Below are 23,781 nucleotides of genomic sequence, written 5' to 3'. Positions count from 1 at the left end.
TTTTTTGATTGCCAGAAACATACCACGAACTGGGTATTGTTCAACTAAAAATACGTTAATTTGGGGCTGCATTTGATATAGACTTGCAAATTTTTAATTTAAAACTAAATACCTATAATCAAAAGCGAAAAAAACTGCTATGGTATCTCTACCGAGTATGACTTCAAGGATTGGATCATGGACCAAAACACAGTACATGAGTATTTAGTAAAGAAGCCCTTGGTGCAAGTGACAAAACCATTTGCTCAAGAGGTTGATGTTTATAAAGTAAATCATAAAATGTTTGCCACCCTTGCCTTAGGTAATGATGGAGACGTTAATGATGATGGAGATCCTATTTGGTGGCTTAATTTAAAGTGCGATCCCGATGAAGCACTTAAATTGCGTGATATTTTTCCTGCGGTGATCCCTGGCTATCATATGAACAAGCGGCTTTGGAATACGGTGATATTAGATGGCTCTATTCCACAAGGCGAAATTGAAAGAATGATCGATAATTCGTTCAAATTAGTTGTTGAGAATATGCCAGAAAAAGACCGTAAAGCAATTGAAGCACATCTATAGAAACCACCATCACGGGCTAGCTTGCTAGCCCTATTTGCTACAATTTTAATGTGTATATCAAATCATCATAACGTGTATTATTAATAGTGTGCGCTTGCGTATTAATGCCAGTTAACGTTAATCCACACTTTTGTAATACCTTTTCAGACCCTATATTCCCCTTTGTAACCACGGCTTTAAACTGTGTAATACCGCATTGTTGCCATGCCCACTCAATCACGGCACGCAATGACTCACTGGCAAAGCCTTGATTAAAATACGCGGGTAAAAACAAATAGCCTAGCTCAGCTTGCTCAAGTTCGTACGTAAACCCCGTTACACCCATGGGCTCATTTGAATGTTTATCAAATACCACAAGGCAAAGTGGATGAGTAGAAGTGCTACCCCAACTTTTTAAACGTTGTTCAAACCGGCTGCGTACAAACGCTTCGCTGGGCATATCGTAGCAATAACGGATCACGGTAGGGTTTTGATGTAACTGCAAAAATAATGGCCAATCACTGCTTTGAAGTGGGCGCATTGCCAATCGTGCTGTAAACAACTGCATAATGGTTTACCTCTTATCTGCTTAGCTGCAAAATAAGCTAACATACTTTATAGCAAGCCACTTAATTATAAGACTTATTTGAGGGTAAAAACCTGTCGATAACTAAATAAAAACTGGCAATTTAGGTTTTATAAATGCACGTTTTTAACACAGGTAGCGACACGTTATCCCCGCAGAATAATTAAGTATTATTGCGGGTTGGTATTATTGCGCCCTAGAATTCTATATTTACAAATAGCAGATATAAAAAAACCGCATATAATGCGGTTTTTTTTAATCAAGCTGTTTACGAGTCTTGCTTTGGTGAGTCAACGCTCTCTTCTTGAGGTTGCTCATCAGCAGGCTCTGCTTCTATTGCTTGTTCAGCAACAGGTGCTGGGCTTGGCTCATCTGCAACAGGCTGCGTTTGATAAAACTTAGCGCCTGATTCAGCCATACTTACTAACGTGTCGCATGGGGCAAAATTTGCATTGCTATTAGCTAATGTAGACATTTCAGAGCTAACCTTGCTAGCGCCCAATTTATCCATATAGCTAAACGGTCCACCTAAAAACGGTGGGAAGCCAATACCAAATATAGCGCCAATGTCGCCATCACGTGGGCTGGCAATAATGCCATCGTCTAAACAACGCACGGCTTCGTTAAGCATTTGTGATACACAACGCTTAGCAATTTCGCTTTTATTTAAACGCGGTGCAGGGGTTACACCTAATAGCTCATACACTGACTCGTCAACTTTTTTGCTCTTTTTATCGTACTCATAAAAGCCACGACCCGTTTTACGGCCTAGGCGTTTTGAATCAATCATACGAGAAAATGCATCTGGCGCTTTAAAACGCTCGCCTAATTCTTTTTCAAGAATTGGGGCTATTTTAGAGCCTATATCAATCCCTACTTCATCAAGTAAAGCAAGCGGCCCAACTGGGAAACCAAACTCTACAAGGGCTGCATCAATTTTTTCAATTGGCTCACCGGCAAGCATTAAATTAGCTGCTTCATTTACATAAGGCGCTAAAATACGGTTTACGTAAAAACCTGCCATGTCTTTTACCACAATGGGCGTTTTACCTTGCTTACGTGCAAAGTTAACTACGCGCGCAATAGTCTCTTGTGAAGTCCCTTCGTGCGGAATAATCTCCACGAGTGGCATTTTTTCAACTGGCGAGAAATAATGCAGGCCAATCACGTTTTCAGGGCGCTGTGCCTGTGCTGCAATTTGTGAAATAGGCAGTGATGACGTGTTACTTGCAAAAATAGTATTGCTTTGGCATTGCTGCTCTATATCGGCAACCATACCTTGCTTTAAGGCTAAATCTTCAAATACAGCTTCTACTACTAAATCAATGTGTTTAAAGCCACTGTAGTCGGTAGTACCGGTAATACGGTTCATTGTTAACTGCATATCAGCTTTAGACATAATGCGGCGTTTAAGGCGCTTATCTAAAATTTTGTAGGTGTAGTTCATAGCATTACTAATGCCCTGCTCTGCTACATCTTTAATACGTACAGGTACTTTGGCTTTTACTGCGCTTACATGCGCAATACCGGCACCCATTAGGCCGCCACCTAAAACAGCTGTTTTACTGATTGCTGGCGCATCGTCGTTGCGCCACTCTTTTTTCATTTCAGTGGTTGCAAAGAAAATACCGCGAAGCGCTTTAGATTCATCACTCATTACAAGTGTTGCAAAGCTTTCAGCTTCTGTTTTGTATGCTTTTAATTTATCAAGCTCTACACTTGCACGCACAGCCTTAATAATTGCAAGCGGCGCAGGGTAATGTCCGCCGGTTTTTTTAAGGACGTTTTCTTTGGCTTTTTTAAAGATAAAGTTACGGCCAAACGGGTTTGACTCTAATAATTTACTTACTTTATCAAGCTTTGGCTCTTTATCTGCTGGCTTTTTCTTAGCGGCAAATTCTTTAGCGACTTTTAGTAATACGCTTTGTGGTACTACATCATCTAATACGCCTGCTTTTTTAGCTTGCTTAGGGCGAATCTGCTTGCCTGTTAGCATCCATTCAAGTGCTTTTTGAATGCCTACAATTTTAGTTAAACGCTGCGTACCGCCGCCACCTGGTAATAAACCAAGTTGTACTTCTGGCAGGCCTACTTTAGTCATATCGCTATCTGTGCCTACGCGGTAATCACACGCTAAAGCAAACTCTAAACCACCACCAAGCGCAGCACCGTGTATTGCACTTACTGTTGTATAAGGCAGTTTTGTCATATCAAAAAAGGCTTGATGACAAAGTTCACTAATTGCTAACGCATCTTCACGCTTTTGCACGCTATCAAGCATTTTTACATCAGCGCCCGCGATAAAGTTATCGCTCTTACCACTTATAAATACCATCCCCTTTACTGACTCTTGCTTAGCCGCTTCAAGTAAAGCTTTTAAGTCATCAGCGAATGAGTCGCGCAGGGTGTTCATTTTCTCACCCGGCACATCAATGGTTACTACGGCAATTTTGTTTTCATCTACCGTTAAATTAAATACTGAATCTGTCATTACGCGCTCTCCAATACAAAGGCTGCACCTAAACCACCAGCAGCACACGCTGTTGTTAATGCTAAACCGCCACCACGACGTTTAAGCTCGTGTAAGCTTTGCGTAATTAAGCGAGCACCGGTTGCAGCAAATGGGTGACCATATGCCAGTGAGCCGCCGTTAACGTTAAACTTATCCATGTTAATTTCGCCAATTGCTTTGCTACGACCAAGTTGCTCTTGCGCAAACTTATCTGATGCAAACATTTTCATATTGGCAAGTGTTTGCGATGCAAAGGCTTCGTGCATTTCAATTAAATCTAAATCAGCAAGTGTAATTCCTGCTCTATCAAGTGCGATAGGCGTTGAATGCGCTGGGCCCATTAGCATGTCTTTTTCTACACCAATTGCCGAAAACGCAAAGCTACGTACATAACCTAAAATTTCGTAGCCTAGTGCTTTTGCTTTACTTTCGCTCATCATCAGTACGGCAGCTGCACCATCGGTTAATGGTGTTGCATTAGCAGCGGTAACCGAGCCATGTTGGCGATCAAATACCGGTTTAAGCTTAGCGTAGCCTTCAACTGTCGAATTTTTACGAATGTTATTATCTTCTTCAATAAAGCTTTTATATGGCGGTAAGTGCGCCGTCATTACTTCATCTTTTAACTTGCCATCGGCCCATGCTTGGGTTGCAAGTGAATGCGAGCGATGCGCTAGTGCATCTTGATCTTCACGGCTTATATTATGTGTTTTAGCCATTTGCTCAGCAGTTTGCCCCATTGAAAGGCCTGTTGAGTATTCAGCAACCGCAGGCGGTACTGGTAATAAATCTTTTAAACGCAGTTTTGAGAATATTTGTAAACGCTGGCCTAAGGTACGTGCTTTGTTTAAATCAACTAAGCTACCTGCCAATTTTTTACTTACGCCAATAGGTAATACTGAAGATGAGTCGGCGCCACCGGCAATACCTACATTTACAGAGCCTGCCATAATAGACTCAGCTACATTAGCAATAGCCTGAAAGCTGGTAGCACACGCGCGCGATACTGAATACGCGTCTACGCCTACTGGCATACCCGTACCTAAAACAATTTCACGTGCAATATTTGGCGCTTCTGGCATTTGTACTACTTGACCAAATACAAGTTGATCGATTTCTGACTTGTCGAAATTTAATCGTTCAAGCATTTCGTTAACCACCAACTTACCCATATCAAGGGCTGGTACATGGTGAAACGCTGTTGCTTGTTTTGCAAAAGGAGTACGTAAGCCGCTAACGATGGCAATACGGTCGCCTTTTGGTGTTTTTAGTATGTTTTGCTCAGACATTTATGCTCTCCCGCTGACAGGTCTGACCTGTTTGTTTTCCTCGATTCTAAACAACCCGTGTGCTAAAGCCAATAGATAAACACAAATTTATACAAAAGCACTAAAGGTAGATATATACATAGTGCTTAATATTGACTACCACAATAGGCTTTTTTACGCGTTTTTACAAAGTTTTGTGGTACGCTAAAAACCGTTAAAAAATAACGAACTATTTTTAAAAATACAGTCTAACTCTTGAGTTACTCACTTATAAACCTTATAACTAGGTCAGTATTAATTACCTAAAATAAATTAGGTACAAACCCAGCTGACGAGGAAGTCTATTTATTATGGCAGCTAACGCATTCAAACAATTAAAAACGTACTTAGATACACAAATTATTGGCCAGCCAGAGCTTACTCAAGCACTCCTTATTGCCATTTTAGCTGATGGCCATCTATTAGTAGAAGGCCCGCCAGGGCTTGCAAAAACCCGTGCTGTTAACGCCCTTGCTAAAGGCATTGAAGGCTCGTTCCAGCGCGTACAGTTTACGCCCGACTTATTACCTGCCGATGTAACCGGCACCGATATTTACCGCCAACAAACCAGCGAGTTTGTGTTTGAGAAAGGCCCTTTATTTCATAACCTTATTTTAGCCGATGAAATAAACCGTGCCCCAGCAAAAGTACAATCAGCACTACTAGAAGCCATGGCAGAGCGCCAAGTAACGGTAGGCAAAAACACCTACCCGCTAAGCGATTTGTTTATGGTAATGGCTACCCAAAACCCGCTGGAGCAAGAAGGGACTTACCCGCTGCCAGAGGCACAATTAGACCGCTTTTTATTACATTTAAGCATTGATTACCCAGGTGCAGAGCACGAGCTAGACATACTGCGGCTAACCCGTGGTGAAGCACTTAATGAACAACAAGCGGTTATGCAACAAATTACCCAAAGCGATTTATTTGCCGCTCGCCAAGCTATTTTAGGCTTGTATTTAGCCGAGCCGCTTGAGCAATATTTAGTACAGCTTATTATTGCCACTCGTGAAGGAGCTAAGTTTGATGAGCAACTTGGCCGTTGGATTGAGTTTGGCGCAAGTCCGCGTGCCACCATTGCACTTGATAAATGTGCCCGTGCCCACGCTTGGTTACATGGCCGCGACTTTGTAGCACCCGATGACATTCAAGCCGTTGTACATAATGTACTGCGCCATCGTATTATTTTAAGCTACGAAGCACAGGCTGATGGCATTACTAAAGATCAGGTTATAAGCCGCATTGTTGAACTTGTAGCCGTACCCTAAGTTATGCAAACACAATTAGACTCAAAGGCGTGGCTAAAAGAAAGCCACAGCCACGGTGTAAATTTAGCGCTAAAAGAACTGCTGTATTACAAAGCTAAAGCACAGTTATTAGAGCTGGCACCAAAAGTTAAAATTAAAAACAGTTTAACTGGGCAATACCTTGCGCCCCATAAAGGCCGAGGCATGGAGTTTGCCGAAGTGCGTCATTACCAGCAAGGTGATGACATTCGCTCTATTGACTGGCGAGTAACAGCGCGTACCGGCGAAACCCATACAAAGCTTTTTCAAGAAGAAAAAGAGCGCCCTGTTTTTGTATTTACTGATTTTTCAAACTCTATGCTATTTGGCTCAAAGCTGCTGCTTAAGTCGGTACAGGCTGCGCACATTAGCGCGCTAGTTGCGTGGTCGGCGTGTCAACGCGGAGATAGAATTGGTGGTATCGTGTTTAATCAACACTCGCATTTAGAACTAAAGCCCAGCGCCCGCGAAAAAGCGGTATTAAAGCTGTGTCATAATCTATGCGACAGCCACCAGCAAGCACTTAACAATATAGATAAACAAGCAACCAACAACTTTAGCGATAATTTAAAACGCCTTAACCACTTAGCTAAACCTGGCAGCTTAGTGTATTTAGTCTCTGACTTTAATGGCTTAGATGATGCAAGCTTTAAACAATTAGAAATACTAAGCCGCCACTGTGAGCTGATAGGCTGTCATATAAGTGATCCGTTTGAACATACGCTCCCCGCGTTTAAAAACGCTGTCACTGTTAATGCCAACGGCCAAGATTTTGCGCTACCGCTTATGGATAAAAGCTTTAGAGAACGCTTTGCAAAAAACGCCGAGCAAGCATTTAGCACACGTCTAAATCGCTTAACTAAATCGGGTCTTAACTTAATATCATTCAATGCAGCGAGCCCGCTTGAGCTGCAATTAGTGAGAAAATAACCATGCAAACCAATCCACTCGATGGCCTGCACGGTATAATAGCGCCAAGCCAAGTTAGTTGGTGGCCACTCGCCCCTGCTTGGTGGGTTATTATTACCCTGCTGTTCATAGCAATCTGTGCAGCTGCTTTTTGGTTTTACAAAAATTATAAATTTAAAAAGCCTAAGCGCTACGCAATCGATTTAAGCCACAACGAGCAAAGCGCGCAAACACTTCATATTATTTTAAAGCGCCTAGTAATAGAGTATTACGATAAACGCCTAGCAACGCAATCAACAGCTAACTGGTGTAACACACTTAATACCTTAACCGGTTTAAGCTTTACCGAGCATGAGCTTTTAAGCCTGTATAATGCGCAGCAAACCAATGACGCGCTTAACGAAAAATTACGCCAAGGCATAAAGCAATTTAAACTAAAGGAGCCAGTACATGTTTGAATTTAGCTGGCCATGGTTGTTTTTATTACTACCTCTGCCCTTATTACTTTTATTATTAAAACCTGCTGCCAGTAACGCCCATACCCGGTTACGTATTCCAAGCTTTGCCAAACATAACTTAGCCAGCCAAAGCCTTGAAAAAAGCGCACGTAGACTAACTATTTTTGAATGGCTACTTTGGCTATTACTGGTCACTGCTGCAGCCAACCCGACATGGTTAGACGACCCTATTTCATTACCTAATGAAGGGCGCGATATAATGCTTGCGGTCGATTTATCTGGCTCAATGACCGAACAAGACATGGCTTACAACGGCCAATATGTTGACCGCCTCACTATGGTAAAAGCGGTATTGAGTGACTTTATAGAGCAGCGCCAAGGTGACAGGTTAGGCCTGATATTATTTGGCGACACCGCATTTTTACAAACGCCACTGACTCGCGATGTTAAAACCGTAAGTAAAATGCTCAGCGAGTCTCAAATAGGCTTAGTTGGGCGTGCCACTGCTATTGGCGATGCGCTAGGTTTATCGGTAAAGCGTTTTGCCAACAAAGATAAAAGTAACCGTATTGTGGTGCTATTAACCGATGGCCAAAACACCGCAGGTAATTTAAAACCTGAAGATGCCCTACTCCTTGCCCGCGAGGAAGGCATAAAAGTATATACCGTAGGTGTTGGCTCAGATAACCCCCGTGGATTTAGCCTATTTAATATGGGTGGTATGAGTGGGGGCAGCTTAGATGAAAGCTTGTTAAAAGACATTGCCGAACAAACCGGTGGGTTATATTTTAGAGCCAAAGATGTAGCTGGCCTTCAGCAAATTTACGCAGAGCTTGATAAATTAGAGCCAATTAGCGCAGATGAGCAAACATTTCGCCCGCAAAGCTCATTGTTTTACTACCCACTACTTATTGCTATTTTACTCATTAGTTTAAAAGTAATGTTAAGCACCTTACGTGCATTAAAGGAGCCTAACTAATGGACTTTACATTTATTCGTCCCGCTGTTTTGTGGCTTTTAATACCTGCACTTGCGTTGTTTTTTATAGCCTTTATTAAGCATAAAAAACAAAGCGCAGATAACCTAATTGCCCCTCATTTGGCGCCGTTTATTATGAACGAGTCAAACACTAAAGCCAGCCAGCCACTTTGGCTGGTCGCTGTATTTTGCTGTTTAGCTATTATTTTTAGTGCAGGTCCTAGTTTTGAAGAAAAACAGGTCCCTGTATTTCAAAGTAAAAGTGCCCGTGTGATTGTAATGGATATGTCGTACTCAATGTACAGTACCGATATAGCACCAAATCGTTTAATGCAATCACGCTTTAAAGCACTCGATATGATTGAGCTATTTAAAGAAGGCGACACCGCTTTAGTTGCCTATGCCGGCAGTGCATTTACTATTTCGCCACTTACAAACGATGCCACTACGCTTACTAATTTAATTCCGAGTTTAAGCCCCGACATTATGCCCGACAAAGGCTCTAATGTTTTAGCTGGCCTTGATATGGCAAAAGAGCTTTTAACACAAGCAGGCTATATTGATGGCGATATAATATTAGTCACCGATGGCATAGACCAAGAAGAGCAAAGCGATATTACTAGCTTTACCAGTAATTCTTCTTATCGGCTAAATATTTATGGCGTAGGCACAGAGCAAGGCGCTCCTATTAAATTACCTGAAGGCGGTTTTTTAAAAGACAGCTACGGTCAAATAGTCATCCCCACCATTAACATAAGCCGCTTAAAAAGCCTAGCGACGCGCAGTGGTGGAAAGTTTGCCCTTTACCAACCAAGCAGCAGTGACATAGCCACTTTTGCACCAAGTGCCAACAGTGAGTTATTAAAAGATGAAAAACAAAGCCATGCCCTGTGGCGCATAGACGCAGGTATATATGGGTTACTTATTTTACTGCCCTTAGGCCTTTATTTATTTAGAAGTGCAGCATTTGTAGGCGCCTTTTTAGTACTCAGCGTTTTGCCAACCCAACAGGCAAGTGCATTAGAGCTCCCCTCTTTTTTAAAAAACACTGATCAGCAAGCGCTTGATGCTTATAAAAATAAAGATTTTGAACGGGCCGCCAATGCCGACTCAAGCAGCTTAAAAGGCTCTGCATTGTACCAACAAGGTAATTTTGATGCCGCACTAGAAGCCTTTAGTAAAGATAAATCAGCCACTGGTTTTTATAACTATGCCAACGCGCTTGCCAAATCAGGACAGCTAGAACAAGCCATAGATGCTTACAAACAAGCACAAACGCTACAACCTAACTTTAGCGAAGCCGCTGATAACCAAGCTTTGGTTGAGCAGTTGCTCGAGCAACAGCAGCAACAGCAAGAGGGTGATTCGCAAGATAACCAGCAACAATCTGATCAAAGTGAGCAACAAAACAATCAGCAATCAGATCAAAACCAACAAGGTGAAAATAGCGATTCTCAATCAGAGCAAAGTCAAGGCGAGCAATCACAAGATCAGCAAGGTGAGCCAAGTGATGGGTCTGACACTGAGCAAGACCAACAAAGTGCTGAGTCGGGTTCACAATCAGATAAACAAAATGAGCCAGAACTACAAACTCAGCCACAAGCTAATCAAGAGCAAAAACAGCCTGAGCAAACAAACGAAGAACAAGCTGAAAATACTCAGCCGCAAACAGCGCAGCAGCAAACGTTAACAGATGAGCAAAAGCAAAACGCTCAACAACAAGCCGCGCAAGCACAAACGCGTGAGCTCACCAACGAAGAGAAAGAAAAAGCCCAGCAGCTTAACCAGTTATTAAGAAAAGTACCGGACGATCCGGCAATTTTATTACGGAATAAAATGCAATTAGAAGCCCAAAAAAGACAATATCAACGTCGCCCTACAGGAGTAGAAAAATCATGGTAATGCGATTATTTTGCTGTTTATTGCTATTAAGTGCGATGCCATCATGGGCCGCCACCAAATTAGAGGCAAGTGTAGATAAAAACCCAGTCCTTGCTGGCGAATTTTTTATGCTTAACATTTCAGTTGACGACACAATAAAAAGCGAGCAACCCGACACCTCGGTGTTACTTAAAGACTTTGTAGTTGGGCCAACAAGTTTAAGTACGCGCACCAACATTATAAATGGCAGCATTAATAAGCAAACAACCTGGTCTGTTAAGTTAATGACCCGTAATGAAGGTGAATACACCATTCCGGCATTTAACGTGGCCGGTTTAAGCTCGCAGCCAATAAAATTAAAAGTGGCAAAGCGCGCTGCCGATGCTGATAAAAATAACGATATTTTTTTAAAAACATCGCTCTCAAGTGACTCGTTGTTTGTTCAAGAAGCTGGCGTATATACGATTAAACTCTACCTAGCAAAAGAGCTGCTTGATGGCAGCCTAAGTACGCCCAGTATGCAAGATGCACAGCTTACTCAATTAGGTAAACAAACCGAAAGCTATGAGCTTGTAGATGGTAAACGTTATTTAGTGATCACCCGAGAATACTTACTACAACCGCAAAAAAGTGGTGTATACACCATTGTTGGCCCTACGTTTCAAGGCCGTGTACAGCAAAATTACCGCCAATTAGAGGTGTCGGCTTTAGGGGATGATCAGCAACTTGAGATAAAACCTATTCCGGCAAACTATAAAGGCGCATGGCTACCCAGTGAGTTAGTTAATATTGATGAGCAGTGGCAGCCTGATGAAAATACAGTAGAAGTTGGCACGCCTATTACACGCACTATTACCTTAACCGCGTTAGGGGTTACTAAAGAGCAACTGCCCGAAATTGATATGAAAACCATTGCGGGAATTCGCAGTTACCCCGATGATGTAGAAACAAACAATGCCGTAAGAAACGGACGGGTTGTATCTCAGCAAACAGCGTCATTTGCGTTATTACCACAAAAAGCGGGCACTTATACCCTCCCAGAAATAACACTGCCTTGGTATAACACCAAAATGAACCGCATTAGCTACGCTACATTGCCTGAGCGCACTATAACGGTAACTCCTAGCGCCAATGCTATAAACCCAGGTGCTATTGCAAACGACAACCTTAATACAGGTGAGCCAACTTTGCCTGCTAATAAAGTAAGTAATACACAGCAGCCCAATACAACAATAGCCGCGCCGCAAAATGTTATTCCGCTTTGGTTAATTATTATTGCCGTGCTTGGGTATATTTTTTGGATAATCACTGCAATTTTTTATTGGTTAAGCCGTTCTACTAATAATGAGCAAAAAAATAACAGTGTATCTGTAAATAAAGCCCAAACGCTTTCATTAAACGCGCTTAAAAATGCAGCTGAATCAAATAATCTCAATGCATTTTATAGCGAACTAAATGCGGTAGCGATTAAGCTTACGGGCAAAAAGGTGGCTGCGATAGATACGTTAATACACAACATCAATAATGATGAACTGGCGACGCAGGTTAACCGTTTACAGTCAGCTCTTTATGCAAATAGCAGTGCAGATGTCGATCTGAATGCTATTATTAACATAATTGAGCAGCACCAAGTTCAACGTACAAAGTCGCAACAAGCTGTATTAAAAGACCTTTATTAACTAGTTTGATAAATTTAGGTCTTTTCATGCATTAAATAATAAATTTTAATTAAAAAAGTACTTATGCTTGGAAAGAAAAAATCAAATAATCAGGTCTTAGTTGATATGGCAGAGAAACAAAAGCGCTATGAAGCCTTGGTCCATGTATATAATAAGGAGCTTTATCGCTTTGCTTATTGGTTATGCCGTGACCCACATATTGCAGATGACCTAGTACAAGAAACGTTTTTACGTGCTTGGCGCTCGCTTGACTCATTATTGGATCAAAAAGCCGCCAAGCCTTGGCTGCTGACTATTTTGCGTAGAGAAAATGCACGTCGCTTTGAGCGCAAGCAGTTTGACTACAGCGATGTAGAAAACGATACACTTGTCGATGAAACCAGCCATTCGTTAGATGATGAAATGGAGCAAACGGTTATCCAACGCCAAATTGCGCTGCTATCTGATGAATACAGAGAACCCTTACTTCTGCAAGTTGTTATGGGGTGCTCTGGTGAAGAAATAGCAGAGATTCTCGATTTAAATAAAAACACGGTTATGACTCGTTTATACCGTGCCAGAAACCAACTTAAAGAGGCTTTAAGCCGTGATGATGAACAACTTAAAGGGGCATCAAAATAATGGATGAACTTGAGTTTCGTCGACGCACTATTGCGCAGCCAAACGATTTAGATAAGGAGCTTTTAGAGTTTGCTAAAGAGAGCTCTGAGCGACAAAACTTTATAAGCGATATGAAAGACTTTGATAAACAAATTCAAGATGCGTTAGATGTGCCTGTGCCTGACAATCTTGCTGAGCGTATTCTTTTAAACACCTCGTTAAAAGAAAAAGCAATGCAAGAAGAGCAAGCAACTGGGGATAACGTTGTAGATGCACGCTCACGTTTTAAGTTTGACCGTGTTCACTTAGCCCTAGCCGCATCTTTTTTTGTAGCTATTGGCGCATTCTTTTTTAGCACAGAGCAACACATTGCCCATGAAGCAGGCGAACATGCTTTAACCCATGTTTACCATGAAATTACCGCCCTTGAAAAAACCAATGCTATTAGCCTACAAAGCGTTAACGATAAGCTTGCACTGCTAGGCGCTCATATAGAAGAGCTGCCAGGTAAAATTACTTATGCGATGTTTTGCGACTTTAAAGGTGAAAAAGGTCTGCACTTAATTTTTGAGTCGGACTTTGGCCCAATGACGGTCTTTATTGTTCCTTCTGAGAATAAATCGTTTGGGTTTGGCGAAGATGATTTTCATGATGCGCGCTTTGCAGGTCATATTAATCGAGGCGATAAAGCCGATACTATTTTAGTGGCTAATACCGGCGCGCCAATTAATGTGTACAACGAACGGGTTACCAATGCTATTCGCTGGCTGTAACTAGCGCTTAACGACTAAAAACCGCTGAGTAACACTGAGCGGTTTTTTTGTGCCTATTCAGCGCTCACTTTTCATCCAAAACAATTGATTTTAAATGTAATTATTAATTTTTACTGAAAAGTTAATTATACTCACCGCTCAGTTTAACTTAGGGAATTACATGAAGAACATCATCGTTATATTTTCATTACTTGCACTACTGTGTACAGCAAGTTTTGATGCACACGCACGCAAAAAGTTTGGTAGTAGTAAACGCGGTACAACCCCAGCAACACAACAAACCACACAAAAGCAAAAAGCCGATACCACAGCACCTGCAGCCAAGACAAAAAGCAGTAAAAAAGGCATTATGGCCGGCGTATTAGGCGGACTGTTAGCCGGCGGTTTAATTGCCGCTATGCTAGGAGATAACTTCGAGGGCATGCAGCTATTAGAAATTATTTTATTAGCAGGCGTTGCCTTTATTTTGTTTAAACTTATTACGGGGTTTATGCGCGCTCGCCACTCCCCGCAATTAGCCGGTACTCACGCTACGGGGCACACTGCTTTTAAGCAAGCAGCCACAGAGCAACCTACCAGCAGTGGTTTTACCCAGCAAAGCGCACACACTGAGCAAGTACCTTTCAATTTACCCCCTAATTTTGACGTAAATGGCTTTTTACAAGGCGCACGTAGCCACTATCACACTATGCAAACTGCGTGGAATAATGCAGATTACGCCACGATGGCTGAGTATTTAAGCCCATCGTTAGCTCAAGAGTTTAAAACTGAGCGCGAAGCGATTGAACGGGTAGCGACTGAGGTGATGTTTATTGATGCCGAGCTTGTACGCGCTGAAACAACAGCAAATTCGTGGCAAGTAAGTGTGCAATTTAAAGGCAAATACCGCGACTTAGACGATAAAAAAGAAGAGCCTATTTTAGAGATTTGGCACCTTGAGCGTGCTACCACCTCAGATGCTCCATGGCTGATTGTAGGCGTAGAAGACTTAATCGATAGCGAATAGTGCTGTAATTATAGTTATACCAATTCGCTTAATTAAGTGATCTACTTTGAGGGAGGATAAACGTGTTGATAGTTCGGCAAAAAATTCGCTATTTAGGTGTTCTAAATGAGAGCTTTTTAACGCAGGTAGCGACACGTTTAGCCCGTAAAATGATTAAGTATTATTGCAGATTGGTATTAGCTAATTGGTATAAATAACAGCTAAAAAAACCGCCCAGCCTAAAGTTTAGGCTGGGCGGTTTTTTATTACTGCTAAGTAAAAGCGTTATTTACAAACGTCAGCAACGGCGTTTGCGAAATACTCAATGTTAGTATCACTAATACCCGCTACATTTACGCGGCTAGAACCAACAATGTAAATACCGTATTCTTTTTGTAGGCGCGCAATTTGCTCTTTATTAATACCTAAGAAAGAAAACATACCGTGTTGACGTTCAATAAACGAAAAGTCTTGATCTATCTCTTTTGCTGCTAAGCTTTCTTTAATTAAGCTACGTAAACCATTAATACGATTACGCATTTCATCAAGCTCACTGTGCCACATTTGTGTAAGCTCTGTGCTGCTTAAAATAGTGTTTACAATGTCAGCACCGTGTGCTGGTGGCATAGAGTAAATACTACGAACAACGCTTAATAGTACTGAATTTGAAATATCAGCGGTTGCAGTGTCTTTTGCAATAATTGAACACGCACCAATACGCTCACGGTATAAACCAAAGTTTTTAGAACATGATGAACAAATAATTAGCTCTTCTACTGCATCAGCTAAAATGCGCAGTCCACGTGCATCTTCTTCAAGTGACGAGCCAAAGCCTTGGTAAGCAATATCAATAAGTGGTGTAAAGCCAACTTCTTTTGCAAGCTGAGCAACAGTGTTCCACTGTGTCTCGTTTAAGTCCATACCACTTGGGTTATGACAACAAGCATGAAGTAGCACAATATCCCCTTTTGGTACTTGCTTAAGGGTGTTTATCATGTCGTCGAACAATAAATCTTTGTTTTCGTAATCGTAGTACGGGTATTCTTTAACGTTTAAGCCCGCAGCTTCAAACAAGCTAATGTGGTTTGCCCATGTTGGCGTAGTTACCCACACTGTTGCGTCTTTATTGCAACGCTTAACAAATTCAGCCGCAACGCGAAGTGCACCTGTACCACCTGGTGCTTGTGCAGTACGTACGCGGTTTGCTAAAAGTGCTTGGTGCTCACCTAGTAATAGGTTTTCCATTTTTTGACAGTAGTCTAAGTTACCCGCTAAACCAATGTAAGATTTGCTTGTTTCGTTTTCTAAACGAAATGCTTCAGCTTTTTTTACCGCTTTTAATACCGGTGTGTTGCCTTGCTCATCTTTATAGACACCTACACCTAAATCAATCTTGTTAGGGTTTGTATCTTGTTTATAGGCTGCCATAAGGCCAAGAATAGGATCTGTTGGTAATGGTTTTAATTCTGAGAACATTAGCTATCTCTTATCATTAATTAGGGGTTGGCTGTTGTAGTAAGCTTAACATAAAAGCTTACCTTATTGGCTAGTGATATTTACACTAGAAAGTGAGGAATTTTAATGCAGCACGCAACTAATACAGCCAGTGTACGGCTATCAAAAAAGTCGTTACTAAATGCCTCTGCATCTATAATACCGACGCATTCATGTTGCTCATTAAATAAGGGTAAACAGGTTTCAGCTTTCACTTTAGGGTCGCACGTATAATACTCGCCACCTTGTGCTAAATAGTTTTCTACGTTGTTAATTACACGCCCGCGCTTAGACAATGCAACTTGTACATTATTGCTGCCTGCTGCAAATGCTTCAGTAAGAGGAAACAGTGGACGGCTTGGCGCACCTTGATACGCCAGCTTTAATAATTGCGGACCCTGCGCAGTATCAACCGCTTGATAAATACCATACCAATCGACCTGTGTTTGCTGCTCTATGTAATTAACTATATTTTGTAGGTTTGCTAGTTTTTGCTCGTTTTGTGAAGTCGCGCTCACGTGTTCAGTAAGTTTAAATGGCTCATCTTGTAAATAACCAAACAAACTACACGCACCGCCTTCACCGAGTTCAGGAATTTGATACTCCCAACGTACAGACGGCAGCGCGCTTTCAGCAATATACTGTTCTAGCTGCTCTAGCTCTTTGGCAATTAATTGTGGGTCTATATTTAATTGCGCAATATCAAGGTAAGAAGAAATCATTTGGCCATCCATACATCTAAAATTTTCTAGATAATAACATGGAAATTTTTTCTGAGCTATAGCAACTTGTAACACATTTCGACTTGGTTACCACTTGCGTTATACGTGACTTTTTCTGCCACTTCTTCGAGTAACGATAAGCCACGGCCAAACTCTGCGTTGAGTTCGGTACGTGTAGAAGAGTCACTTGAGAACCCCCTACCCGAGTCACAAATAATAAAGTACAAGCACAAGGTATCTGGGCAATAACGCATATCAATAATAATCATCGCCTCTTTCATTTTACTCAGTGCTTGCTCTCTTAATTCATAGTATTTAAAAAAGCCATCGTCTTGTTTTTTTATGTCTGAATCAAGGCCTAACACGCCGTGATCAAGTGCATTGTTATACGCCTCAGAAAGCAATAAAAATATATTTGAGCGATGCGACCTAAGCCCCTCAACACTGCTTAATACATTAACAACATCATACACAGGGTCTGTGCATTTAATTTGCTGCGCGTTCAAGCTAAGTGAAAAGTTAAATGCCAAATTAGAATACGCCTCTTTGGCCTCAGGCTCTGGGGTTAGCGGCAAACAATTAAGCAGCACTAAGCTTAAGTCGTCTAATTGCTCACTGCCATTGGCAAAGGTATTTACATTATCTATAACACGCTGACTGCTGATCATCGGCTTGCTTTTAAGTGCTGCTAAAAAGCGCTGCTCACCGTAAAAAATATCGGCGTCGTTGTTAGTTTCTATTATGCCATCGGTTGAAAGCACTAAACGGGTGTTTTTATCAACTTCTAAATTAATTAGCTCATATTCAAATTCATCGCGGTCTAAAATCCCCAGTGCCATGTGTTGCGACTCAAGCGTTTGCTTTACTTCACCATCGGTATTTATTAAGTACGCATCTGGTAAGCCACCAAGCCATGCTGAAATACTTTTGCCCGAGGCACTGAGCTCAATAATAGTCGCCGCGCAGAACATGTGCTCTGGCAGTAAATTATGCAGTAATATATTGATCTCAGAGGCGATATCGTTAACAGCCATGCCTTTTTGCACCATAGTGTAAAACACCCGTGATGCAGGTAATGCTCCAATCGCGGCCGCTAACCCATGCCCGGTAAAATCACCCAACATGCAATATAAATTGCCTATTGGGCTTTGCGCGACTAAAAACATGTCACCGTTAAACATAGAAGCAGGAGAAAGGCTAAAGTCTAAATGGTCTTTAAACTTATCTTGGTTTTCGAGCGAGTTATTAAAAATGTGCTCAATTATTTCGTGCTCGCGCTCTATTTGATTGCGATGATACTCAAGTAAGGTGTTTTGTTGATGGGCTTTTTTACTTAATTCGCGCGTACGACTGTGCGCTTTAATTTTTGCGTTTAAAATTACTTTTTCAAACGGCTTTTGAATAAAGTCATCCCCGCCTACTTCTAAACAACGCTCAAAGCTGCTTTGATCTTCAAGCGAAGTAATAAAAATAATGGGTAGATAAACGTCGTTGTATCGCTGCTTAATCAGCTTTGCAGCTTCAAAGCCATCCATTACCGGCATAAGTACATCGAGTAGAACAATATCAATCGCTTCTTTTTCTAACACCTCAAGTGCTTCTAGGCCGTTAAACGCAATTGATATTTTATAGTTTTCTTCGAGCAGCATTTTTTCGAGCAGGATGCGATTAAGCGCCTGATCGTCAACAATAAGTACGTGGGTCATTAGTTAATATCAAACTTCTTATCAAAACGTGATATTTGCAGTATTTTTTTAAGCTGAGGCTGACAATTACTGATCTCTATTGTTTGTACCTGGCTTTCAATGGTTTTTTTCATGTTAAGCAACATACCAAGAGCAGAGCTATCCATGTAGTCGGTCTCTCTTAAATCGATAATCACTTTATTTGTTTTAGGCTCAATTTGGGCATAGGCTTGGCGAAATGATTGCACTAAATTAAAGTCAAATTTGCCTTTAATTTGTATCGTTAAAGTACTTTCATCAACCGATAAACTCTTTGTTAAACTCATTATAAACTCCAATAATATTTCCTTTGACCTAAATATAACCTGTTAAAAGTATTTAGCAAAAATAAAAACACTCGCCAGCAAATTTGTTATTATTTAATACATCAATAAAAACGTTTATTTAGGTAAATTATGAGTGATAACCGCTTAGTATATTCAACCGATATGGGCCGAATTAGCCAGCCAAAGGTTGAGCAAGAACCCACTGCAAAACTATTTAAAGATGGCTTTATCCGCATAGAGCGCCAAACTAAGGGCCGAAAAGGTAAAGGTGTGATGTTGGTTGTTGGTATAGATCCAAAAGCGCACGATCTAAAAAAGCTAGCTAAAACCATAAAAAGTAAAATGGGCCAAGGTGGCGCGGTAAAAGAAGGCATTATTGAAGTTCAAGGCGATGATCGCGAAAAATTAAAAGGGATTTTAGAAACCCTTAAATTTAAAGTAAAAATTGCGGGTGGCTAAACCCGCAATCTTTTATTTGCTACTAGCAATGTTAGGCGTATCGTTTAGTTTTTTGTATAACGCTGGCAGTTCGCTCTCAGCAATCGGTTTGCTGTAATAAAACCCTTGCACAATATAACAATTATTATTTTGCAAAAACTCTACTTGTTCAATCGTTTCAACCCCTTCTGCAACTACGTCTAATTTAAGCTTTTGCGCCATGGCTATAATAGCGGCGGTAATTTCCATGTCATTAGAATCTGCAGGGATATCTTTTACAAACGAGCGGTCAATTTTTAATATGTCGACCGGGAATCGTTTTAAGTAACTTAGCGACGAATAACCAGTACCAAAATCATCAATCGATATTGAAATACCCAGTGCTTTTAGTTCGTGTAACTGCGTAATGGCAGCTTCAACATTGCCCATTAGCATACTTTCGGTAAGTTCCAAGTGTAACCGCTTAGCACTTACCCCTGTTTGTTTAATAATACTGCTGAGCATGGGCACTAAATTAGCGTCTTTAAACTGACGTGCCGATAAATTAATAGATACGTTGTTATCTCGTTCATCTTGCGCTAAACGCACGGCAAACTCGCACGATTGCTGTAATACCCACTCACCGAGTTCTACAATGAGCCCTGTTGCCTCAGCAATAGGAATAAACTTGGTCGGCGATATAAGCCCTTCTACTGGGTGGAACCAGCGTAGTAGCGCTTCATAGCCTACAACGTGCTGAGTTAATGAGTTTATTTGCGGCTGATAATAAACCTCAAACTGTTTTTCTTTAATTGCATGGCGTAATTCGTTTTCAATGAACAGCCTTTCATTGGCAGCCGCGTTAAGCTCTTGGCTATAAAAGTGGTAAGTATTACGCCCTTTGGCTTTTGCCTCATACATTGCTAAATCAGCATGTTTTAAAAGCTGATCTTCTTCTAGGCTATCGTAAGGGGCCATTGTAATACCAATACTAGCGCTGACTATTACTTCGTTATTGCCAAGCTTTATAGGCACATTAAGTGTTTTTTGAATAGTATTTGCGACATCACTGGCATGCTCTTGGCTTTCAATACCACTGAGTAATACAGCAAATTCGTCGCCCCCTAGGCGGGCAATTGTATCTTCGGCGCGTAAGCGTGCTTTAAGGCGGTTAGCAACTTCAATTAGTAGTTGATCGCCTGCATCATGGCCTAACGTATCGTTAATGCGCTTAAATTCATCTAAATCAAAGTAAAAAAGTGCAAACGCATAATGGCCGCGCTCAGCCAAAGCCATTGATTTACGCAGCTGCATTCTAAAAAATGTTCGGTTTGCTAAGCCCGTTAACGTGTCAAAGTACGCAAGCTGCTCCATTTTGCGCTGGCTTTCTTTAACAAACGAAATATCTTGTGCGGAGGCTACATAACTGGTGATCTCACCGCCGTCTTCGCGAATAGGAGAAACACTTAACGATACCCAAATAGGCTGTTTATCATTGCCCTGAATCAAGGTATCACCACGCCAGTAGTTTCTACTGCGAAGGTCGATATTGATATCTTCAACCAAAATGGCCATCTCAGATGCGATAATATTCAACAGCGGCGCGCGGTTAAAGTGGCTCTCTGGGTAGCCTGTCATCTCCAGCATTTTGGGATTAACGTATTCTATAACAAAGTTTTCATCGGTGATCACCACACCGGTTCCTGAGAAGGCAACGGCTTTAGAGAGCCTATTAGCGGCTTTCTCGGCAATTTCTTTTTCTGTAATTCGCTGGTTTAACCCATCTATAAGCTTACGAATTTCTACGGTCATATCTCTAAATGAGCCGTTTAGCGTGCCTATTTCGTCTTTGTTCTCTGGCGGGAATTCGGTTAGTAATTGCCCTTTACCAAAACCAGTAACTGCATGTACTAATGTGTGAATTCTGCGAAGCACTAGCTGATACAGCGCTTGGTGTAACAATAAGGCAACCAAGACCGCATAAAGCACAAACAAGCCAAAGAACTTCAGTTTTAAATCTTGCAGAGCAGAGAGCGTTGATGAGCGTTTTTTATAAACCCCAATATACCAGTCTAATTTATCAATTTTACGAATATTAATAATGTGTGCTTCATCATTTTGTACAAACGAATTAGCATACTCTGGTAATTTCATGGTAATTGCTTCATTTATAATGGCTTGCAATTGCGGATTAACGAATTCGTTTGTTGTTATTGTTTTATCTTTGCTGCCATAACTTGCTTGTAGCGCTGGGTTAAGACTCGGGTGAGCAAGCAGTTGGCCTTTTTTATCAAAAACCAGTAAATGTTTTTCTTTATCGCCCACAGGTAAAAATGAAATCAGCGTGTTTAAATCTATATCGCTGCCGGTCACCCCTAAAAATTCATTATCAACATACAAAGGGACAAGCAAACTAATAACCCATTTATGCCATACTTTATCGTAATAAACCTTAGACCACACAGGTTCTCTGCTGGGGTTTAAATCACTTTGTACATACTTAAATGTTGCACCATTAGAGCCTCTGAGTTCAGCCGGTGCGTTTAACGCCCAATTGGGAGGCGAGACACGGATGAAATCGTCTTTGGTGATCATATAAAAATTAAAAAAGTCGTGAATTAAGGTTGGTGAAATGACTTTCCATAACGACTCTGAGTTATTAAATAAACGCTTATAAAAAGGAGAATAATGCTGCTGAGGAAGAAATGCGGCTGAAAGGCCGTCGCTCGATGCACTGCGTATAGTGCCGTCGCTATTAAATTGTAACTGGGTTTTGTTAGATAAATTGATTGCTGAACTATCACTAAATAGCTGCTCTGACACAACATTATTAGCCTGTTTGGCAACGGCTGATTTTGTTTTGATTAGTGCGTCAAATTGCCTGATAAGTAATTCGGTGGAGCTTTTAAGTACTTCATGCTCTTCGAAAACTAATTGTTTCTCTTCAGATTTAAGCATCAGCGCGGCAGCGCACACACCGGCAATTAAACAAATTGCAGATATAAGCAACGACAGCTTTACACTTAAAGAATTTAGTCCAAAACGCGATGGAGGGCGTCTATACACCACAGGCCAACCTTACTATTTTAGTTGTTGTTATTTTTAGCTAATACCTGAAATATACCAGATCCCTATTCATATTTATAAACTATTTGTAAATTTTATCTAAATGTTAGCTAGGAGCTGATAATTATTCATTATGTCTATTTAAACTGGCTTGCTTGTTGACTTTGCTAGTAACACCTCATACATTAACAGCATGAAAATTATCTTATCTTGCACTTTTTTTTCTTTTTTTAGCTTCTTTATATAAAAGAGGCTGAACTGTTTGTGAGATAAAATCAATCGAATAGCAAAGCCTCCCACTTGGGAGGCTTTTTTGTTTTAGTTGCACTAAGCAACTTATTTTTGGAATGAGGAAACCAAAATGACCAACGATGTTTTAAACGCGCTCAGACACGACATTAACGAAATAGACTCCGATCTATTGGTGTTATTAGCTAAGCGCCGCCGTATTAGCCACGGTGTTGTTGAGTATAAAATTGCGAATAACAAACCGATTCGTGATGAAGCGCGCGAACTAGCCTTACTCGAAAAGCTGATTGGTTATGGCAAGTCGCTTGGTCTAGATGCGTATTATGTAAATAACGTTTTTCAAACCATTTTGGAAGACTCTGTGCTGCATCAACAGGCCATGCTGCAAAAAAACTTAAACCCCGATGCATTAAGCGAAACACATCGCGTTACTTACTTAGGCGGGCAAGGCTCGTACAGTCAGCTAGCATGTCATAAATACTTTAGCCGCCGCCCTGGCAAGTTAGTCGAAATTGGCTGTACCTCGTTTGATGAAATTACGGGCAAAGTAGAAAATGGCCAAGCAGATTTTGGTTTGCTGCCTATAGAAAACACCAGCTCGGGCAGTATTAACGAAGTATTTGATTTATTACAACATGCTCAAGTATCAATTGTAGGTGAAGTTACACACAGTGTAGAGCACTGCTTACTTGCCACCCCAGATACTGAATTAAGCCAATTAACTAAAATTTATGCCCATCCTCAGCCATTTGCTCAATGTAGTCGCTTTTTACAAGGCCTCGGTGATTTACAACATGAAACCTGTGATTCAACCTCAAGTGCTCTACAGTCAGCTTTAAATACGCCAAATAGTGCGGCTATTGGCTCAGCGCAGGCAGGTAAAAACGTTGGCCTTGAAGTGATTAAATCAAACCTTGCGAATCAAAGTGAAAACCACAGCCGCTTTATCGTGGTGGCGCGCAAACCTCTGCAGGTATCTAAACAAATACCGACTAAAACCAGCCTTATTATGGCCACTAAACAACAAGCAGGTTCATTGGCTGATGCGTTAATGGTGTTTAAACAACATCAAATAAACTTAGTTAAACTAGAGTCTCGTCCTGTACCGGGTAACCCGTGGGAAGAAGTGTTTTATGTGGACTTAGAAGCAAACCTTGCCGATAGCCAAGTACAACATGCCTTAGAGGAGCTAAAAGAGCATACTCAATATGTGCGCGTTTTAGGCTGTTATCAAAGTGAGTCTTTACAAGCTGTGAGTGTTAATACCTAACCTAACACGCAAATACTAAAAAGGGCCTAAGTAGGCTAATGCCGATCAGTTAAGA

General features: G+C 41.2%; 20 protein-coding genes. 12 read left to right on the top strand and 8 right to left on the bottom strand.

The window, feature by feature from the left end; all coding sequences use genetic code 11:
• The first annotated feature begins 177 nt into the window (after positions 1–177).
• The gene (locus B4F91_RS12180) at positions 178–564 is read left to right on the top strand and encodes an MmcQ/YjbR family DNA-binding protein (RefSeq protein ID WP_004587303.1); all 387 of its coding nucleotides are present in this window, start codon (positions 178–180) and stop codon (positions 562–564) included.
• 37 nt (positions 565–601) lie between these two features.
• Here B4F91_RS12180 and B4F91_RS12175 read toward each other — a convergent pair whose 3' ends face one another.
• From B4F91_RS12175 to fadI, 3 genes are all read right to left on the bottom strand, one after another.
• On the bottom strand, positions 602–1,111 hold the full coding sequence (locus B4F91_RS12175) for a GNAT family N-acetyltransferase (RefSeq protein ID WP_286936750.1): 510 nt from the start codon (positions 1,109–1,111) through the stop codon (positions 602–604).
• Positions 1,112–1,397: 286 nt separating this feature from the next.
• Positions 1,398–3,620: a fatty acid oxidation complex subunit alpha FadJ gene (fadJ, locus tag B4F91_RS12170; protein WP_054982189.1), complete on the bottom strand. Its 2,223-nt coding sequence runs from the start codon at positions 3,618–3,620 to the stop codon at positions 1,398–1,400.
• Entirely contained in the window at positions 3,620–4,930 is a 1,311-nt protein-coding gene (fadI, locus tag B4F91_RS12165; RefSeq protein ID WP_024031879.1) for an acetyl-CoA C-acyltransferase FadI, read from the bottom strand. The genes fadJ and fadI overlap by 1 nt, the downstream gene beginning before the upstream one ends.
• Positions 4,931–5,259: 329 nt before the next feature.
• Between fadI and B4F91_RS12160 the strand changes: the two genes are divergently transcribed.
• From B4F91_RS12160 to B4F91_RS12120, 9 genes are all read left to right on the top strand, one after another.
• Positions 5,260–6,216, top strand: coding sequence for an AAA family ATPase (locus B4F91_RS12160; RefSeq protein WP_004587307.1), 957 nt, complete (start codon positions 5,260–5,262; stop codon positions 6,214–6,216).
• Between the two features lie 3 nt (positions 6,217–6,219).
• Positions 6,220–7,164, top strand: coding sequence for a DUF58 domain-containing protein (locus tag B4F91_RS12155; RefSeq protein ID WP_029773480.1), 945 nt, complete (start codon positions 6,220–6,222; stop codon positions 7,162–7,164).
• Positions 7,165–7,166: 2 nt separating this feature from the next.
• Complete coding sequence (locus B4F91_RS12150) at positions 7,167–7,601, top strand: DUF4381 domain-containing protein (protein WP_096042038.1); 435 nt, start codon at positions 7,167–7,169, stop codon at positions 7,599–7,601.
• The gene (locus B4F91_RS12145) at positions 7,594–8,580 is read left to right on the top strand and encodes a vWA domain-containing protein (RefSeq protein ID WP_286936752.1); all 987 of its coding nucleotides are present in this window, start codon (positions 7,594–7,596) and stop codon (positions 8,578–8,580) included. The genes B4F91_RS12150 and B4F91_RS12145 overlap by 8 nt, the downstream gene beginning before the upstream one ends.
• On the top strand, positions 8,580–10,481 hold the full coding sequence (locus tag B4F91_RS12140) for a vWA domain-containing protein (protein ID WP_096042039.1): 1,902 nt from the start codon (positions 8,580–8,582) through the stop codon (positions 10,479–10,481). The genes B4F91_RS12145 and B4F91_RS12140 overlap by 1 nt, the downstream gene beginning before the upstream one ends.
• The gene (locus tag B4F91_RS12135) at positions 10,475–12,139 is read left to right on the top strand and encodes a BatD family protein (protein WP_286936754.1); all 1,665 of its coding nucleotides are present in this window, start codon (positions 10,475–10,477) and stop codon (positions 12,137–12,139) included. Before B4F91_RS12140 ends, B4F91_RS12135 begins: the two co-directional genes overlap by 7 nt.
• A gap of 63 nt (positions 12,140–12,202) precedes the next feature.
• Entirely contained in the window at positions 12,203–12,760 is a 558-nt protein-coding gene (locus tag B4F91_RS12130) for a sigma-70 family RNA polymerase sigma factor (RefSeq protein WP_039972214.1), read from the top strand.
• On the top strand, positions 12,760–13,512 hold the full coding sequence (locus B4F91_RS12125; RefSeq protein ID WP_024031868.1) for a DUF3379 family protein: 753 nt from the start codon (positions 12,760–12,762) through the stop codon (positions 13,510–13,512). Before B4F91_RS12130 ends, B4F91_RS12125 begins: the two co-directional genes overlap by 1 nt.
• Before the next feature lie 160 nt (positions 13,513–13,672).
• Positions 13,673–14,518, top strand: coding sequence for a Tim44 domain-containing protein (locus B4F91_RS12120; protein WP_024031867.1), 846 nt, complete (start codon positions 13,673–13,675; stop codon positions 14,516–14,518).
• Between the two features lie 264 nt (positions 14,519–14,782).
• Here the strand turns inward: B4F91_RS12120 and B4F91_RS12115 are convergent, their stop codons facing one another.
• From B4F91_RS12115 to B4F91_RS12100, 4 genes are all read right to left on the bottom strand, one after another.
• Positions 14,783–15,973, bottom strand: a complete 1,191-nt coding sequence (locus tag B4F91_RS12115) for an amino acid aminotransferase (RefSeq protein WP_273610757.1) — start codon at positions 15,971–15,973, stop codon at positions 14,783–14,785.
• A gap of 80 nt (positions 15,974–16,053) precedes the next feature.
• A complete protein-coding gene (locus B4F91_RS12110) occupies positions 16,054–16,713 on the bottom strand; it encodes a GAF domain-containing protein (RefSeq protein WP_286936755.1) in 660 nt (219 codons plus the stop codon).
• 56 nt (positions 16,714–16,769) lie between these two features.
• On the bottom strand, positions 16,770–18,419 hold the full coding sequence (locus tag B4F91_RS12105) for a fused response regulator/phosphatase (RefSeq protein ID WP_029773472.1): 1,650 nt from the start codon (positions 18,417–18,419) through the stop codon (positions 16,770–16,772).
• On the bottom strand, positions 18,419–18,724 hold the full coding sequence (locus B4F91_RS12100) for an STAS domain-containing protein (RefSeq protein WP_004587319.1): 306 nt from the start codon (positions 18,722–18,724) through the stop codon (positions 18,419–18,421). The genes B4F91_RS12105 and B4F91_RS12100 overlap by 1 nt, the downstream gene beginning before the upstream one ends.
• A 129-nt stretch (positions 18,725–18,853) precedes the next feature.
• Here B4F91_RS12100 and B4F91_RS12095 point away from each other — a divergent pair, with 129 nt between their 5' ends.
• Positions 18,854–19,183, top strand: a complete 330-nt coding sequence (locus tag B4F91_RS12095) for a translation initiation factor (RefSeq protein ID WP_024031864.1) — start codon at positions 18,854–18,856, stop codon at positions 19,181–19,183.
• A gap of 12 nt (positions 19,184–19,195) precedes the next feature.
• On the opposite strand, the gene B4F91_RS12090 is transcribed toward B4F91_RS12095, so the two are convergent.
• Positions 19,196–22,210, bottom strand: coding sequence for a bifunctional diguanylate cyclase/phosphodiesterase (locus tag B4F91_RS12090; protein WP_248443107.1), 3,015 nt, complete (start codon positions 22,208–22,210; stop codon positions 19,196–19,198).
• A 358-nt stretch (positions 22,211–22,568) separates the two neighbouring features.
• Here B4F91_RS12090 and B4F91_RS12085 point away from each other — a divergent pair, with 358 nt between their 5' ends.
• Positions 22,569–23,726 (top strand): chorismate mutase, encoded by a 1,158-nt coding sequence (locus tag B4F91_RS12085; RefSeq protein WP_054982179.1) that lies wholly within the window; start codon positions 22,569–22,571, stop codon positions 23,724–23,726.
• Positions 23,727–23,781: the final 55 nt, after the last annotated feature.

It is taken from the genome of Pseudoalteromonas sp. UBA6610, assembly GCF_002433295.1.
Lineage (GTDB): Bacteria > Pseudomonadota > Gammaproteobacteria > Enterobacterales > Alteromonadaceae > Pseudoalteromonas > Pseudoalteromonas atlantica.
The sequence above is the reverse complement of the archived record's forward strand: the minus strand, read 5'-3'. Positions and strand labels throughout refer to the sequence as shown.